Origin of the sequence: Sphingomonas sp. EC-HK361 (assembly GCF_902498785.1) — a bacterium.
In the GTDB taxonomy this organism is placed as follows: domain Bacteria; phylum Pseudomonadota; class Alphaproteobacteria; order Sphingomonadales; family Sphingomonadaceae; genus Sphingomonas.
Window position 1 is genome coordinate 86,372 of the sequence record NZ_LR701493.1, and the last position, 14,105, is coordinate 100,476.

Genomic DNA, 14,105 nt, shown 5'->3' on the forward strand with positions numbered 1-14,105 from the left:
CTTCCCCCCTGACGAACGCCCCCGCCACCCCTATGTGTGGTCGGCAATGGCACGTCACTCACTCATCGCGGCTCGCATCCGATGACCGATTCGTTCGATCTCGGCGAACCGCCGCAGCCGGCGCGCGCGGAAACCTACCGCGTCCTCGCGCGCAAATATCGGCCGCAGACCTTTGCCGAGCTCATCGGCCAGGACGCGATGGTCACCACGCTTGGCAATGCGATCAAGCGCGACCGGCTCGCGCACGCCTTCCTGCTGACCGGCGTTCGCGGGGTGGGCAAGACCTCGACCGCGCGGCTGATCGCGAAGGCGCTCAACTGTATCGGTCCGGACGGCAATGGCGGGCCTACGATCGATCCGTGCGGGGTTTGCAGCTTCTGCACGTCGATCGCGGAGGGGCGGTGCATCGATGTTTTAGAGCAGGACGCTGCGTCGAATACCAAAGTGGAGCAGATGCGCGAGCTGCTGGACAACGTCCCCTATGCGGCCGCCAGCGCGCGCTACAAGATCTACATCATCGACGAAGTCCACATGCTGTCGAACAGCTCGTTCAACGCGCTCCTGAAGACGCTGGAGGAGCCGCCGGCGCATGTGAAGTTCCTGTTCGCGACGACCGAGGTGAACAAGGTGCCGGTGACGGTCCTGTCGCGCTGCCAGCGTTTCGACCTGCGCCGTATTCCGGCCGATCTCCTCGCCGATCACTTCGCGAAGGTCGTGACGGCCGAGAACGTCACCGCCGAACCCGAGGCGCTGGCGCTGATCGCGCGCGCGGCGGAAGGGTCGGCGCGCGACGGGCTCTCGATCCTCGATCAGGCGATCGCGCATGCCGATTCGGGCGGCGGCGGGGTGACCGCGCCCGCGGTGCGCGAGATGCTGGGCCTGTCGGATCGCAGCGCTGTGCGCGATCTCATGGCGCTGCTCCTCTCGGGCGATGCGCCGGGCGCACTCTCGGCACTGCGCCGGCAATATGATTATGGCGTCGATCCGCTGGGTGTGCTGCGCGCGCTGCTGGAGGCGGTGCACGGCGTCACCCTGCTGAAGGTCGGCGCGGCGGCGGATGCGGCGCAGTCGGCCGAGGAGCGCGATGCGTTCGCCGGGTGGGCGGAGCAGCTGTCGTTTCCTGCGCTCCACCGGCTTTGGCAGTTGCTGCTCAAGGGGCATGACGAGGTCGCGCGCGCGGCGCTGCCGATCGAGGCGGCGGAGATGGCGCTGCTGCGCGTCATTCACGCCTCCAGCCTGCCCGATCCGGGGGAACTCGCGCGGCGGATCGCGAGCGGGGAAGGCGCCCCGGTTGCTCCCGTCGCGCCAGCCGCACCTGTAGCGTCGCCTTCGCCGCCAGTGGACCGGACGCCATCGGAATTCGCCGGCGTCATGGCGCTGCTCGAGGCGAAGGGGCATCACGCGCTCTACCACCGGCTGCTCTCGGCGGCGCGGGTGGTGCGGTTTGAGACGCCCGAGATCGATTTCAGCGGCACGCGACCGATCGCGGCGGATACGCTGGCCGAACTCGCGCAGGTGTTGAAGGCCGAAACCGGGCGGGTGTGGAAGATCGCCATGGTCGATGCGCCCGGCGCGCCGACGATGAAGGAACGTGAGGACGCAGCAGCGGCCGCGGAAAGGCAGGCGGTGCTCGACAGCCCGCTCGTCCGCGCGGCGTTCGAATCCTTTCCCGAGGCCGAACTCGAAGATTGGCCCAAGACCCTGAAACATGGAGCGTGACATGAAAGACCTGAACGATATCATGGCGATGGCCCAGAACGTGCAGAGCGAGCTGGAAAAGGCGCAGGCCAATCTCGATTCGATCGAGGTCGAGGGCGTGGCCGGCGGCGGGCTCGTCAAGGTGAAGGCATCGGCGAAGGGCCGGATCATCGGGCTCGATATCGACGAATCGCTGCTCCAGCCGAGCGAGAAGCAGATGGTCGAGGATCTGGTGGTCGCGGCCTTCAATGACGCGCGGACCAGGGCCGATGCGGTGTCCGGCGCAGAGATGTCGAAGATGACCAGCGGCCTGTCGCTGCCGCCGGGATTCAAGCTGCCGTTCTGAGCCGGTCGATACGGTTAAGGAACGACTTTGCCCGTCCGTTCGTTTGCGCTCCCATCAGTAACAGGGAGTAGAAGGCATGGCTGACGAACGGATCGTGGAAACCTCGACCGAGCCGCACACGACGATCATTGAGCGCCGTGGCGGCGGCGGCGGCGCCGGCATTTTCATCGGGATCGTGCTGCTGGTCGCGGTCGTGGTCGGCGCGTTTTTCCTGATGAACCAGTCGAAGAACGACAATCTGAAGACCAACGCGATCACGTCGGCGGCGAAGGACGTCGGCGACGGCGCGCAGAAGGTCGGCGACGCGGCGCAGAAGTCGGTCGAGTAAGTCATCCATTCCGTTCGTTTCGAGCGAAGTCGAGAAACGCTGGACTGGGCTGCGAAGCGTTTATCGACCACGCGCGAAATGAACGGGTGGGTCAAGTTGGGTCGAAAACACTCCCGCTAGCGCAAGCAGGCGTCCAGGCCATCGCGCCGAACGATGCCGACCCGGGCGGCGATCGCGTTGCCGTGGCTGCGGACGAAGCCACGCGGATCGATCGCCGCCCGTTTCTTCGGCAGCGGCAGGACGGCGGCGATGCGGCCCGCTTCGGTCGCGCTCAGACGATCGGCACCGTGCCTGAAATAGCGCTCGGCGCCCGCCTGCACGCCATAGGTGCCGATCCCGGTCTCGGCGATGTTCAGATACACCTCCATGATCCGCCGCTTGCCCCACAGCGTCTCGATGAGGACGGTGAAATACGCCTCGAACGCCTTGCGCACATAGCCGCCGCCCTGAATCAGGAACGCGTTCTTCGCGGTCTGCTGGCTGATCGTCGAGCCGCCGCGGATTCGCCCACCTCGCGCGTTGCGCGCGGCGGCGCCCGCCATTGCGCGGAAATCGAAGCCGTGATGCGAGCAGAAGCGCGAATCCTCCCCCGCGATCGCCGCGCGCGCCATGTCGGGATCGATATCGGACAGCGGGGTCCAGGCCTTCGTCACCGAATGGCCGCTCATCACGTCGCCCAGCATCGTGAAAGTGAAAGGCGGCGGAACGAAGCGATACGCGAGCACCCAGAGCGCCGTCACCACGATGAACCACAGAAGGATTTTCAGGCCCAGCCCGATGACGCGCGCGATCATCGCGCCGCGCTAGATTTTCCCGTGGGGCGTTTCAACCGGATTAGGCGTGCCCGCGTCACTGGACCTGCCGCCCCGCGCGGCGTATCCGGCGCGGCGGCCAGCACTTCCGCTTTCACCTCCATGTTCGACAGGGACGCCGACACTCGTGACCGCGCTACTTCCCGAAGGCTTTCGCGACGCGCTGCCGCCTTATGCCGATGCCGCCGCGCAGATCGAATCGGCGATCCTCGGCGTGGCGCATTCGCATGGCTATGAGCGCGTCGATCCGCCGCTCGCCGAATTCGCGGAAGGGCTGGCGAGCCGGCTGAAGGCGGGTGGTCTTCGCGACGCGGTGCGCTTCGTCGATCCGGTGAGCCAGGCGACGCTCGCGATCCGGCCCGATCTGACCGCGCAGGTCGCGCGGATCGCGGCGACGCGGATGGGGCATCATCCGCGCCCCGTCCGGCTCTCCTACGCGGGCACGACGCTGAAGCTGCGCGCGCCGCAACTCGCCCCGGCGCGTGAACGCAGACAGATCGGCTGCGAGCTTATCGGACTCGATTCGATTGCTGCCGCGATCGAGATCGTCAGCGTCGCGGTCGAGGCGCTGGAAGCCGCCGGCGCGATGGATTTGTCGATCGACTTCACGCTGCCTGACCTCGTCGATACGCTGGCCGCGGACGCGTTGCCGGTGCCTGTCGAGGAAATCGATGCGCTGCGCGAGCGACTGGATGCGAAGGACGCCGGCGGGGTCGCCGCGCTCGCGCCCGCCTATATGCCGCTGGTCGAGGCTGCAGGGCCGTTCGACGCGGCGCTCGCGCGCCTGCGTTCGTTCGATACGCGAGGGTTGCTCGCCTCGCGGCTCGACGGGCTGGCCGCGATCGCGTCGACGCTTGCGGGGCGGGTGACGCTGACCCTCGATCCGACCGAGCGGCACGGATTCGAATATCAGAGCTGGCTCGGCTTCTCGCTGTTTGCTGGCGGCGCGAGCGGTGAGGTGGGGCGGGGCGGCACCTACACGATCGTCCATGAAGACGGCGCCGAGGAAGCGGCGACGGGCTTCTCGCTCTTCCCGGGCGGGTTGCCCGGCGCAAGCCGCGGCGGCGCGCGGCGTCGGCTGTTCCTGCCCGTGGGTGCCGATCCGGCCGCCTCCGCGCGAATGCGGGCGGCAGGCTGGGTGACGGTCGCCGCGCTGGAGGCGGGCGATACGCCCGAGGCGCAGCTTTGCACCCATCTGCTGGTGGACGGCGAGCCGCGCCCGCTGGGCGGTTGACTAACGGGCGCGCGACCGTCTAGGCGCGCCCCGCATTTGAAGATCGTCTGCGTGCCGAGTCCTGTCGAAGGGCGCGCGGATCGGACCCGGCAGGTGGAGACCTGTATCATGGCCAATGTGGCAGTCATCGGCGCGCAGTGGGGCGACGAGGGCAAGGGCAAGATCGTCGATTGGCTCGCCGAGCGCGCCGATATGGTCGTGCGCTTCCAGGGCGGGCACAATGCCGGACACACCCTCGTCGTCGGCGACAATGTCTACAAGCTGTCGCTGCTGCCCTCTGGCATCGTGCGCGGCACGCCGTCCGTCATCGGCAACGGTGTCGTCCTCGATCCTTGGGCGCTGCGCGACGAGATCGACAGGCTGGCCGGGCAGGGCGTTGTCGCGACGCCCGAGACGCTGCGCATCGCCGATAATTGCGCGCTGATCCTGCCGTTCCACCGCGATCTCGATGCGCTGCGCGAGGATGCGAGCGGGGCGGGCAAGATCGGGACGACGCGGCGCGGCATCGGCCCCGCCTATGAGGACAAGATCGGCCGCCGCGCAATCCGGGTTTGCGATCTGGCGCATCTCGACGATCTGGGTGCCCAGCTCGATCGGCTCACCGCCCACCATGACGCCTTGCGTGTCGGCTTCGGCGAGCCGCCGATCGACCGCGCGCGCCTGCTTGCCGACCTGCGCGAGATTGCCGGGTTCGTCCTGCCGTTCGCCAAACCCGTCTGGCGCGACCTCAACGAGGCGCGACGCGCAGGCAAGCGGATCCTGTTCGAAGGTGCGCAGGGCGTGCTGCTCGACGTCGATCACGGCACCTACCCCTTCGTCACCTCGTCGAACACGATCGCCGGCACCGCGGCGGGGGGATCGGGGCTGGGGCCTGGGGCGGTCGGCTTCGTGCTCGGGATCGCCAAGGCTTACACGACGCGGGTCGGGTCCGGACCGTTTCCCACCGAGCTCGAGGACGAAACCGGCGAACGTCTCGGCACGCGCGGGCGCGAGTTCGGCACGGTCACCGGGCGCAAGCGGCGGTGCGGCTGGTTCGATGCGGTGCTGGTGCGGCAATCGGCCGCGGTCAGCGGCATCACCGGAATCGCGCTGACCAAGCTCGACGTGCTCGACGGCTTCGATGAAGTCGCGATCTGCACCGGCTATCGCCTGCACGGCGAGACGCTCGACTATTTCCCGGCCAATGCCAGCGATCAGGCGGCGGTCGAGCCGATCTACGAAACGATGCAAGGCTGGTCGCAATCGACCGCGGGCGCGCGCAGCTGGGCCGATTTGCCGGGTCAGGCGATCAAATATATCCGCCGCGTCGAAGAGCTGATCCAATGCCCGGTCGCACTCGTCTCGACGAGCCCGGAGCGGCAGGACACGATCCTCGTGCGCGATCCCTTCGCGGACTGACAAAAAAGCGGCGGCCAACCAAGGCCGCCGCTCCTTCCATCGGTCGTGATCCTGCAGATCAGTGCGGCGTCACAGAGCCATTCGCGTCGGCGCTACCCGTGGCGCCGACGTTCGTGCCGCCAACCGTTGCGCCGGCCGTGGTGCCTGCGGATGCGCCGTTATCGACGGTTGCGCCGGTGGAGGTGCTCGCACTCCCATTGACGCTGGTGGCGTTGGCCGTGTCGCGGGCCTTGCGTTCTGCTTTGGCAGCAGCGCGATCGGCGCGAGCCTTGGCGCGCTCGGCGTCGCGCTGCGCACGGTCTGCCGTTGCGTTGGCGGCATTCGTGGTGCGCTGGAGCGCGTCGGTCTGCACCGTGCCGTTCACGGCCGTGCCGGCGCTGCCCATCGTCTGGCCGAGCGGGGTGCCGGCCGAGCCGCCGAGCGTGCCGCCGGCGCCACCGCCCAGAACCTGGGCCGACGCGACGCCGGGAAGCGCGAGCGCGCCTGCGGCAAAGATCGTGATGATACGCATGACTTTTCTCCTTACTAAGGCGAAATAAAACGTGGTGACGCCAAAGGACCCGGCGGCCAAAGGCTGCCGGGTCCTGGCGTAGTCCTAACCGGTGATCAGCCCTGCGGCGGAGTCGTCGGAGGCGTCGTCGACGGCGACGTCGGAGCCGGAGTGCTCGGCGTCATCGACGGATCGGCCGGCGTTGTCGGTGTCGGGCTGGTCGGCGCCGGCGTCGTGGTCGTATCGGTCGGCATGGTCGACATGTCGCCCGACTTCTTCGACTTCTTGTGCTTCTTCGACGTCGTGGTCGACTGATCGGGCGTGCCCATGCTGTCGGTCGTCGGCGTGGTCGTCTGCGTCTGATCCGTCGGCGTGGTCTGCGCCATCGCTGCGGCCGGCATCACAAGTGCGCCTGCGGCGATAATGCTGAGGAACTTCATTGGAAAATCTCCTGGATTTGATCCCTGTTAGAGACTTAATATAGGAGCGCTTTCGTTGAATATCACCCGCACTGACCGCGATGAAGCAACGACTGGTCGGCTAATACAAGCGCCATCATTGCTTCGACAACTGGCGCGCCGCGAATCCCTACACAGGGGTCGTGCCTGCCCTTTGTTTGGATGTTGCTCGCTTCACCTTGCCGTGTGACCGTCTCGACGGGAATAAGGATCGAGCTGGTCGGTTTGAAGGCGACGCGGACGCGGATCGGCTGACCCGTCGCGATTCCTCCTGCGATTCCGCCTGCGTGATTGGCGAGAAATTCGGGACCGGCCTCGCCGGGGCGCATCGGATCGGCATTCTCCTCTCCGCGCAGCGCAGCCGCTGCGAAGCCATCGCCGATCTCGACACCCTTTACCGCGTTGATCGACATCATCGCCGCGGCGAGTTCCGAATCGAGCTTGGCATAAAGCGGCGCGCCCCAGCCGGCTGGGACCCCCGTCGCTTCGCAGGCGATTACGGCGCCGAGCGACGACCCAGCCTTGCGCGCGCTGTCGATCAGCGCCTCCCACCGGACGGCCGCGTCAGCGTCGGGGCAGAAGAAGGGATTGGCGTCGATCTGCGCGTCGTCAAAGTTCGCCGGATCGATCGCGTCGCCACCGATCGCCTCCACCCAGGCGCGGATGCGCACCTGCGGGATGACGAGCCGGGCGACGGCGCCGGCCGCCACCCGCGACGCGGTTTCCCGCGCGGACGATCGCCCGCCCCCGCGGTAATCGCGAAACCCGTATTTCGCGTCATAGGCGTAATCGGCGTGGCCGGGACGATAGGCGTTCGCGACCTCCGAATAGTCCTTTGATCGTTGATCGACATTCTCGATCATCAGGCTGATCGGCGTGCCGGTGGTGCGCCCCTCGAAGACGCCGGAGAGAATGCGGACCTGATCCGGCTCCTGCCGCTGTGTCGTGAAGCGCGAGGTGCCCGGACGGCGCTTGTCGAGCCATGGCTGGATGTCGCCCTCGCCGAGCGCGATGCCGGGCGGGCACCCGTCGACCACGGCGCCGATCGCCGGCCCATGGCTTTCACCCCATGTGGTGAAACGGAACAGGTGGCCGAAGCTGTTCAGGCTCATCAGACGAGCGCGATGTCGGGCGCGTCCTCCGCCTTCATGCCGATGACATTGTAGCCTGCATCGACATGGTGCGTCTCGCCGGTGACGCCGCTGGAAAGATCGCTCAGCAGGTAGAGTCCGGCCCCGCCGACATCCTCGATCGTGACGTTGCGCTTCAGCGGCGAGTTCAGCTCGTTCCATTTCAGGATCAGGCGGAAGTCGCCGATTCCCGAGGCGGCGAGCGTCTTGATCGGCCCGGCCGAGATCGCGTTGACGCGGATGTTATCGCGGCCGAGATCGACGGCGAGATACTGAACGCTCGTCTCGAGCGCGGCCTTTGCCACGCCCATGACGTTGTAATGCGGGATGACCTTTTCCGCGCCGTAATAGCTGAGCGTCAGCAGCGCCCCGCCGCCTTTGCCGGTTTCCGGATCGAACGGCGTCATCATCTTCGACGCGCGCTGTGCGACCGCGACGAAGGAATAGACGCTGACGTTCATCGTCATCAGGAAATTGTCGAGGGTGGTATCGACATAGCCGCCGCGCAGCTCGTTCTTGTCCGAAAAGCCGATCGCGTGGACGACGAAGTCGATCGTCGGCCAGTCCTTCGCCAGCGCCGCGAACGTCGCATCGAGCGCCGCCATGTCGGACACGTCGCAGTCGTAAAGCCGCGCGACGCCCAGCTGCTCGGCGAGCGGGCGCACGCGCTTTTCCATGGCTTCGCCCTGATAGCTGAAGGCGAGTTCCGCGCCGGCTTCCCCCAGCTTCTTCGCAATGCCCCAGGCGAGCGATCGATCATTGGCGAGCCCCATGATGAGCCCACGCTTTCCCGCCATCAATTGGTTCACTTGGTCGTCCCTGCCGTTTCGGTTTTGCCTTCCTCTACTCCGGTGACGGGTGGTTCCGCCAGTGCCGCGTTCAGGTGCGCCCCGAAAACGAGACCGAGCCCGATGAGAAAGAAGAACAGCAGCATGACGACCACGCCGGCAAGGCTGCCATAGGTCAGGTCGTAGCTGCCGAGATGCGAAAGCACCCACGGCAGCGCTGCCGTGGCGCCTACCCACCATGCGGTCGTGAACAGTGCGCCCGGCCACTTGCGGCATTTTGAATAACGGTATTTCGACGGGGTCACCGAATAGAACAGCATGTAGAGCGCGCCGAACATCACGACGCCGGGGATCACCCGCGACAAGCCGATCCATCCCGCGACGCCCTGCGCGAAGGGGACCAGTCGGTAGACGAACTGTTCCGCTGCGGTGAGGATGCCCTGGATGAGAAACGACAGCAGCGCGAGGATGACCGAGCTCACGATCACGAGCATCGACAGCAGCCGACCTTTCCAGAAGGGCGCGGTGGAACGGTAGCCATAGGCGCGCCGGAAGATGTCGCGGATCGTCTCGATGAAGCTGCCGACCGTCCACAGGCCGATCAGCCCGCCGAACCACAGCAGCGATCCCGTGCGCGCGGCAAGCACGTCGGTGATCGGCTTGCGAAGAAGGTCCGATACGTCGGGCGGCAGGACATGCAGGAAGGAGGCGACCGCGCGCTGCGTCTCCGCGCTCTGGCCGAAGATCGAGGCGATCGCCGCCGCCACGATGAAGAACGGAAAGACCGTCATCAACGCGAGATAGGCGAGGTTGCCGGCGTGGATGAAGCCGTCGTTGAAGACGCCGATCGCCGCGCGCTTGACGATCTCGAACGCGTAGCTTCCGGGGCGGACGCGCGCGAGCTGGCGGTCCAGCCTCAGCCGTGCCGCGCTGCGGTCTCGCCCGCGATCTTCAGGTGTCAGTGCTGTGCCCTCGCTCATGCGAGGTCAGACGCCCATGTCGGCCCGGGGGTTCCGCGTGTCGATGTCTTTGTGCTCGTTGATGAATGCTTCCAGCTCGGGGCTGACCTGCGGGACGGTGACCATGATGGTAATCATCTGGTCGCCGCGCCCGCCGCCCTTCTTGTGAAAGCCCTTGCCCTTCAGGCGGAACACCTTGCCTGAGGAAGTGCCCTTCGGGATCGTCAGCATCACCGGCTTCTCCACGGTCGGCACCTTCACGCCGCCGCCGAGCACCGCTTCGGCCAGCGTGATCGGCAGGTCGAGCCGCACGTCGTCGCCGTCACGGGTGAAATAGCGATGCGGGGTCACCTCGATCGTCACGATCGCGTCACCCGCGCCGCCGGGCCCCGGTTCGCCCTTGCCCGCGAGGCGCATCTGCGTGCCGTTCTCGACGCCGGCCGGCAGCTTCAGGTCGACGGTCTTGCCGTCGCCCAGCATGGTCCGCTGCGGCGACAGCGCGGCGGCATCGATGAAGGGCACGCGCAGTTTGTAGGCGATGTTGGCGCCCTTGGGCGGCGGCTGACGCCGCCCGAACCCGCTGGAGAAGCCGCCACCGCCGCGATTGCCGAAAAGCCCTTCGAAGATATCGGACATGTCGGCACCTTCGCCGCCGCCGAAGCTGTAATCCTCCGGCCGGAACCCGCCGCTCTGCCCGCCCGGACGCCCGCCGCCGAATCCGCCATGGCCGAAGGGGGAGGTGGGATTGCCGTCGCCGTCGATCTCGCCGCGGTCGAAGCGTGCGCGCTTGTCCTTGTCGTTCAGCAGATCATAGGCGTTGGTTACCTGGCTGAAGCGCTCCGATGCCTTGGGATTGTCCTTGTTGCGATCCGGATGGAGTTCCTTCGCCAGCTTGCGATAGGCCTTCTTGATGTCCGCCTCGCTCGCGCCGCGCGCGACGCCGAGGGTCGAATAAGGATCCGCCACTTAAGTCCCCGTTGAACGTGTGTTACCCGGCTATGTGGGCGCGCGCGGGGCGGAGCGCAATCGCGTTTGCGGTCAGGCCGCGATCGGCTCTGGCGAGGCGGGGAGATCAAGCGGGGCGACATCGACGCTGACCGCCATCGCCTGTGCACCCGAACCGAGCACGACGCCGTCCACCGGCGCGACCTCGCCATAATCGCGCCCGATCGCGACGACTACGTGATCGCCTGCCATCCAGATGCCGTTGGTGGGATCGAAGCCGATCCAGCCGCGCGCCGGCCCGCACCACAGGAGTACCCATGCGTGGGTGGCATCCGCGCCGACAAGTCTCGCCTGACCGGGCGGCGGAATCGTGCGAATATAGCCAGAGGCATAGGCGGCCGGCAGCCCGGCCGCGCGCAGGCCGGAAATCATGATCTGCGCGAAATCCTGGCACACGCCGCGGCGCTTCGCGAAGGCTTCGTGGGGCGGCGTGTCGACAAGGGTCGCGGTCGGATCGAAGGCGAATTCGCGCTGGATGCGCCGCGCGAGCGCGATGCCGGCCTCCAGCGCGGGCGCGTCGGGGTGCAGATCGGCCGCGCACCACGCAGCGATATCGGCTTCGAGCGGGATGAGCGGCGAGGGAAAGAGGTAGCTGGCGGGTCCGCTCGGCGACACATCGCGGCTGTCGCGCGCCATATTGGCGACCTGACCCAGCGTCGGATCGTCGGGTGCGGGGACGGGCACGAGGCGATCCACCGTCACCCGCGCTGCGCTTTCGATAACGAGCTGGCGCACCGGTTCCTCGACCACCAGCCTTGTGACGTGCGCCAGACCAGCCTCGGCCCGCGCCGGAAAGGTCCGCCCCGACGGGCTGACATGGAGCGCGTACTCCTCCACCCGCTGCCCCGGCCAGTCGATCGGGCGCAGCCGCAGGTTGCACCGCGCAAAGCGCACCGCGCCGCCATAATCGAACCGCGTGATGTGGCGGATGTCGTAGATCACGCCAGCGTCAGCCCGCCGGCGCGCAGCGGCTCTGCGCCCTGCAGGAAATAGCGACGTGCGACCGCGTCGGAGAGCTGCCCCAACCGCCGCTCGATCTCGCCGAGCCGGTTCGCGTCGAGCGTCGCCGCCGCCGCAGTAGCGACCAGCGCATGGATCGCGGTCGCCTCCGCCTGTTGCGGCTCGGCCATGCCGTCGTCCGCCAGCACGGGGAGCGCCGACACATGCGCGGCGATGCAATCCACCTGATAGGCGAGGCTGCGCGGGTTGCCCGGATCGAGCGCGACAAGATCGACGACGGGCACCCGCGCGATTCCCGTCAGATAGCGCTGGCGGTAGCTGATCTGGCTGTCCCCCAGATCGAGCAGTGTCTGCAGATCATCGGCGGTCGCGCCCGGCATTCCGAACACCCGCGTCGCCCGTGCGATTGCCACGGCGCGCTCGATCCGGCGCCCCAGATCGTGGAACCGCCACGCGCTCGTCCGTCCCATATGCTCGGCGGACAATCCGGCGATCGCGGCATAGCGCCGCTGGAGCGATCCCGCGCGGTCGAGCAACCCGCGGTGGGTCGGGAAGGGCGCATCGAGAAGGCGCATCATGTCCGCGGACAGCCGGTCGCGCGATCCGTCGCCGATGGCACGGGCATGGCGGTTGATCTCCGCGACCGACTGCCAGCCCTCGCCAAGCGACTCCATCGCGGTGCGTGCGGTGTGGGTCAGATCGGCGCGGCGAAGCGTGTGCGGGTGTGGGGCGGCACCGGAGGACACGATCTGCCCGACGAGTCGCCCAACGGTTTCGGACGCGAGCGCGGCGCCGGCATCGGCGTCGATCGAATTGCCGAGCATCACGCGGATCGCGCTGAGCAGCGCCTCGCCACGCTCGAGATAGCGGCCGAGCCAGTAGAAATTATCCGCAACGCGGCTGGGCAGCGTGCCGGGGTTGCGGCGGATGCCGGCGGAATCTGCTGCGGGAAGAAGCGATACGGGCGCGACCACCTCTCCACCGAAGACGCAGACGTCGGCGGACCACAGCCCTTCGCCCATCACGGTCGCGCGGTCGTCGGCATGCTCGCCGATCCGCGCGAAGCCGCCCGCCATGACCGACCATTCGCCCTTGCCGTCGCGCGCCGCGAAGACCCTGAGCGTGAACGGACGCGCGACCATCGTGTCACCGACGACGACCGGCATGGTGGAAAGCCGGACGATCTCCTGCCCGACATAATCCTGCGGGCGGCGCGCGATATCGTCCAGCAGGTCGGCGCGTTGTTGCGGAGAAAGATCGGCCCCCGTGACTGCGTCCTTGCCCGGCAGGCCGAGCGTCGGCTGGCCGAACGCCGGCGCGACGATCAGGCGGTCGAGGTCCTCTTCCGCCCGCGCGCGCTCGCGTGGCTGGCCGCACCACCACGTCGCGATATTCGGCAGGCGCAGCCCCTCGCCGGTCAGCCGGGTCGCGAGCTGCGGCAGGAAGGCGGCGAACGCCGGCGATTCGAGGACGCCGACGCCGGGGGCGTTGGCCAGGACGACATTGCCCGCGGCATAGCTGTCGATCAGCCCCGGCACGCCGATCTGCGAATGGCTGTCGAACGCCAGCGGATCGAGCAGCCGCGGGTCGAGCCGCCGCCAGAGCGCATCGATCCGTTTCAGCCCGTCGATCGTGCGGACATAGACGCGGTCCTCAAGCGCTGCGAGGTCCGCGCCCTCGACCAGCAGCAGCCCGAGATAACGCGCAAGATGCGCCTGCTCGGCATAGCTCGGGTTGAAACGGCCCGGGGTCAGCAGCCCGATGCGGGGCTCCGCTCGCTTGCACGCGGCAGCGAGTCCGGCACGGAAGGCGGCGAAGAAAGGCGCATGACGGCGCACGTTCAGCCGGTCCTGCAATCCGCCCAGCGTCCGGCTGACCGCCAGCCGGTTTTCCAGCGCGTAACCGGCGCCCGCGGGCGCGCGCAGGTGATCGGCCAGCACGCGCCATTCGCCGGTCGGCCCGCGACCGAGATCGAAGGCGACGAAGTTCAAATGGTGGCCGCCCGGCGGCTCCATGCCGACCAGCGGTCGCAGGAAATAGGGGCTGCCGGTGACAAGCGTCGCGGGGATCATGCCGCGATCGACAAGCCGTCCGGGTCCGTAGATATCGGCGACGATCGTTTCGAACAGCGCCGCGCGTTGCACGATCCCGCGCTCGATCTCGGTCCATTCGTCGGCGCCGATCATCAGTGGCACCGGGGAGACGGGCCATGGCCGCTCGTCCGCCTCGCCGATCACCCGAAAGCCCGTGCCGATATCGGCGGCGTGGCGCTGCACCCGCTCGCGCGCATGACCCAGATCGTCGCCGGCGACCGCCGCCAGCTCCTCGAACATCGCGGCCCAGGCGTCCGCCGCCCCCTGCGCCAGCGCATCGCCGCGCGTCGCGCGGGCGCCGTAATCCTCCATCCAGCGCTTCGCGTGGGTGCCCGCGTCGAACAGCGGGGCGGGGGTTGGGCTTATCGCCATCAGCGCCTGCTTGGACCTCGTCGCGGTTGCCGGA

General features: G+C 67.7%; 14 protein-coding genes. 5 read left to right on the plus strand and 9 right to left on the minus strand.

Features of this window, described 5'->3' with window-relative positions:
- Window positions 1-81: 81 nt before the first annotated feature.
- The 3 genes from BOS5A_RS01840 to BOS5A_RS01850 all read left to right on the plus strand — a co-directional run bounded on the left by BOS5A_RS01840 (window position 82) and on the right by BOS5A_RS01850 (window position 2,372).
- Window positions 82-1,719 carry a DNA polymerase III subunit gamma/tau gene (locus tag BOS5A_RS01840; protein ID WP_151953530.1) on the plus strand — a complete coding sequence of 546 codons (1,638 nt, stop codon included), beginning with the start codon at window positions 82-84 and terminating at the stop codon, window positions 1,717-1,719.
- Between the two features lies 1 nt (window position 1,720).
- The gene (locus BOS5A_RS01845; RefSeq protein WP_151953531.1) at window positions 1,721-2,044 is read left to right on the plus strand and encodes a YbaB/EbfC family nucleoid-associated protein; all 324 of its coding nucleotides are present in this window, start codon (window positions 1,721-1,723) and stop codon (window positions 2,042-2,044) included.
- Window positions 2,045-2,120: 76 nt separating this feature from the next.
- A complete protein-coding gene (locus BOS5A_RS01850) occupies window positions 2,121-2,372 on the plus strand; it encodes a hypothetical protein (RefSeq protein WP_151953532.1) in 252 nt (83 codons plus the stop codon).
- 116 nt (window positions 2,373-2,488) lie between these two features.
- Here the strand turns inward: BOS5A_RS01850 and mtgA are convergent, their stop codons facing one another.
- Window positions 2,489-3,166, minus strand: coding sequence for a monofunctional biosynthetic peptidoglycan transglycosylase (gene mtgA, locus BOS5A_RS01855; protein WP_199857168.1), 678 nt, complete (start codon window positions 3,164-3,166; stop codon window positions 2,489-2,491).
- 145 nt (window positions 3,167-3,311) lie between these two features.
- On the opposite strand from mtgA, the gene BOS5A_RS01860 reads away from it, so the two are divergent.
- The gene (locus BOS5A_RS01860) at window positions 3,312-4,418 is read left to right on the plus strand and encodes an ATP phosphoribosyltransferase regulatory subunit (RefSeq protein ID WP_151953533.1); all 1,107 of its coding nucleotides are present in this window, start codon (window positions 3,312-3,314) and stop codon (window positions 4,416-4,418) included.
- 108 nt (window positions 4,419-4,526) lie between these two features.
- Complete coding sequence (locus BOS5A_RS01865) at window positions 4,527-5,816, plus strand: adenylosuccinate synthase (protein WP_151953534.1); 1,290 nt, start codon at window positions 4,527-4,529, stop codon at window positions 5,814-5,816.
- Window positions 5,817-5,874: 58 nt separating this feature from the next.
- Here BOS5A_RS01865 and BOS5A_RS01870 read toward each other — a convergent pair whose 3' ends face one another.
- The 8 genes from BOS5A_RS01870 to BOS5A_RS01905 form a co-directional block, all read right to left on the minus strand.
- Window positions 5,875-6,327 (minus strand): hypothetical protein, encoded by a 453-nt coding sequence (locus tag BOS5A_RS01870; protein ID WP_151953535.1) that lies wholly within the window; start codon window positions 6,325-6,327, stop codon window positions 5,875-5,877.
- A 95-nt stretch (window positions 6,328-6,422) separates the two neighbouring features.
- The gene (locus BOS5A_RS01875) at window positions 6,423-6,746 is read right to left on the minus strand and encodes a hypothetical protein (protein WP_199857169.1); all 324 of its coding nucleotides are present in this window, start codon (window positions 6,744-6,746) and stop codon (window positions 6,423-6,425) included.
- A gap of 62 nt (window positions 6,747-6,808) precedes the next feature.
- Window positions 6,809-7,876 (minus strand): chorismate synthase, encoded by a 1,068-nt coding sequence (gene aroC / locus BOS5A_RS01880; protein ID WP_151953536.1) that lies wholly within the window; start codon window positions 7,874-7,876, stop codon window positions 6,809-6,811.
- A complete protein-coding gene (fabI, locus tag BOS5A_RS01885) occupies window positions 7,876-8,691 on the minus strand; it encodes an enoyl-ACP reductase FabI (protein ID WP_199857170.1) in 816 nt (271 codons plus the stop codon). The genes aroC and fabI overlap by 1 nt, the downstream gene beginning before the upstream one ends.
- 8 nt (window positions 8,692-8,699) lie before the next feature.
- A complete protein-coding gene (locus BOS5A_RS01890) occupies window positions 8,700-9,662 on the minus strand; it encodes a YihY/virulence factor BrkB family protein (protein ID WP_151953538.1) in 963 nt (320 codons plus the stop codon).
- A gap of 6 nt (window positions 9,663-9,668) precedes the next feature.
- Window positions 9,669-10,607 carry a DnaJ C-terminal domain-containing protein gene (locus BOS5A_RS01895; protein WP_151953539.1) on the minus strand — a complete coding sequence of 313 codons (939 nt, stop codon included), beginning with the start codon at window positions 10,605-10,607 and terminating at the stop codon, window positions 9,669-9,671.
- 72 nt (window positions 10,608-10,679) lie between these two features.
- Entirely contained in the window at window positions 10,680-11,588 is a 909-nt protein-coding gene (locus BOS5A_RS01900) for a transglutaminase family protein (protein ID WP_151953540.1), read from the minus strand.
- A complete protein-coding gene (locus BOS5A_RS01905) occupies window positions 11,585-14,071 on the minus strand; it encodes a circularly permuted type 2 ATP-grasp protein (protein ID WP_151953541.1) in 2,487 nt (828 codons plus the stop codon). Before BOS5A_RS01905 ends, BOS5A_RS01900 begins: the two co-directional genes overlap by 4 nt.
- Window positions 14,072-14,105: the final 34 nt, after the last annotated feature.

What these genes read in the sequence shown, in the direction of transcription:
- mtgA (WP_199857168.1), bottom strand. Translation starts at nt 3,166, where the DNA reads ATGATCGCGCGCGTCATCGGGCTGGGCCTGAAAATCCTTCTGTGGTTC.
- BOS5A_RS01845 (WP_151953531.1), top strand. Translation starts at nt 1,721, where the DNA reads ATGAAAGACCTGAACGATATCATGGCGATGGCCCAGAACGTGCAGAGC.
- BOS5A_RS01840 (WP_151953530.1), top strand. Translation starts at nt 82, where the DNA reads ATGACCGATTCGTTCGATCTCGGCGAACCGCCGCAGCCGGCGCGCGCG.
- BOS5A_RS01890 (WP_151953538.1), bottom strand. Translation starts at nt 9,662, where the DNA reads ATGAGCGAGGGCACAGCACTGACACCTGAAGATCGCGGGCGAGACCGC.
- BOS5A_RS01875 (WP_199857169.1), bottom strand. Translation starts at nt 6,746, where the DNA reads ATGAAGTTCCTCAGCATTATCGCCGCAGGCGCACTTGTGATGCCGGCC.
- BOS5A_RS01870 (WP_151953535.1), bottom strand. Translation starts at nt 6,327, where the DNA reads ATGCGTATCATCACGATCTTTGCCGCAGGCGCGCTCGCGCTTCCCGGC.
- aroC (WP_151953536.1), bottom strand. Translation starts at nt 7,876, where the DNA reads ATGAGCCTGAACAGCTTCGGCCACCTGTTCCGTTTCACCACATGGGGT.
- BOS5A_RS01905 (WP_151953541.1), bottom strand. Translation starts at nt 14,071, where the DNA reads ATGGCGATAAGCCCAACCCCCGCCCCGCTGTTCGACGCGGGCACCCAC.
- BOS5A_RS01850 (WP_151953532.1), top strand. Translation starts at nt 2,121, where the DNA reads ATGGCTGACGAACGGATCGTGGAAACCTCGACCGAGCCGCACACGACG.
- fabI (WP_199857170.1), bottom strand. Translation starts at nt 8,691, where the DNA reads ATGGCGGGAAAGCGTGGGCTCATCATGGGGCTCGCCAATGATCGATCG.
- BOS5A_RS01865 (WP_151953534.1), top strand. Translation starts at nt 4,527, where the DNA reads ATGGCCAATGTGGCAGTCATCGGCGCGCAGTGGGGCGACGAGGGCAAG.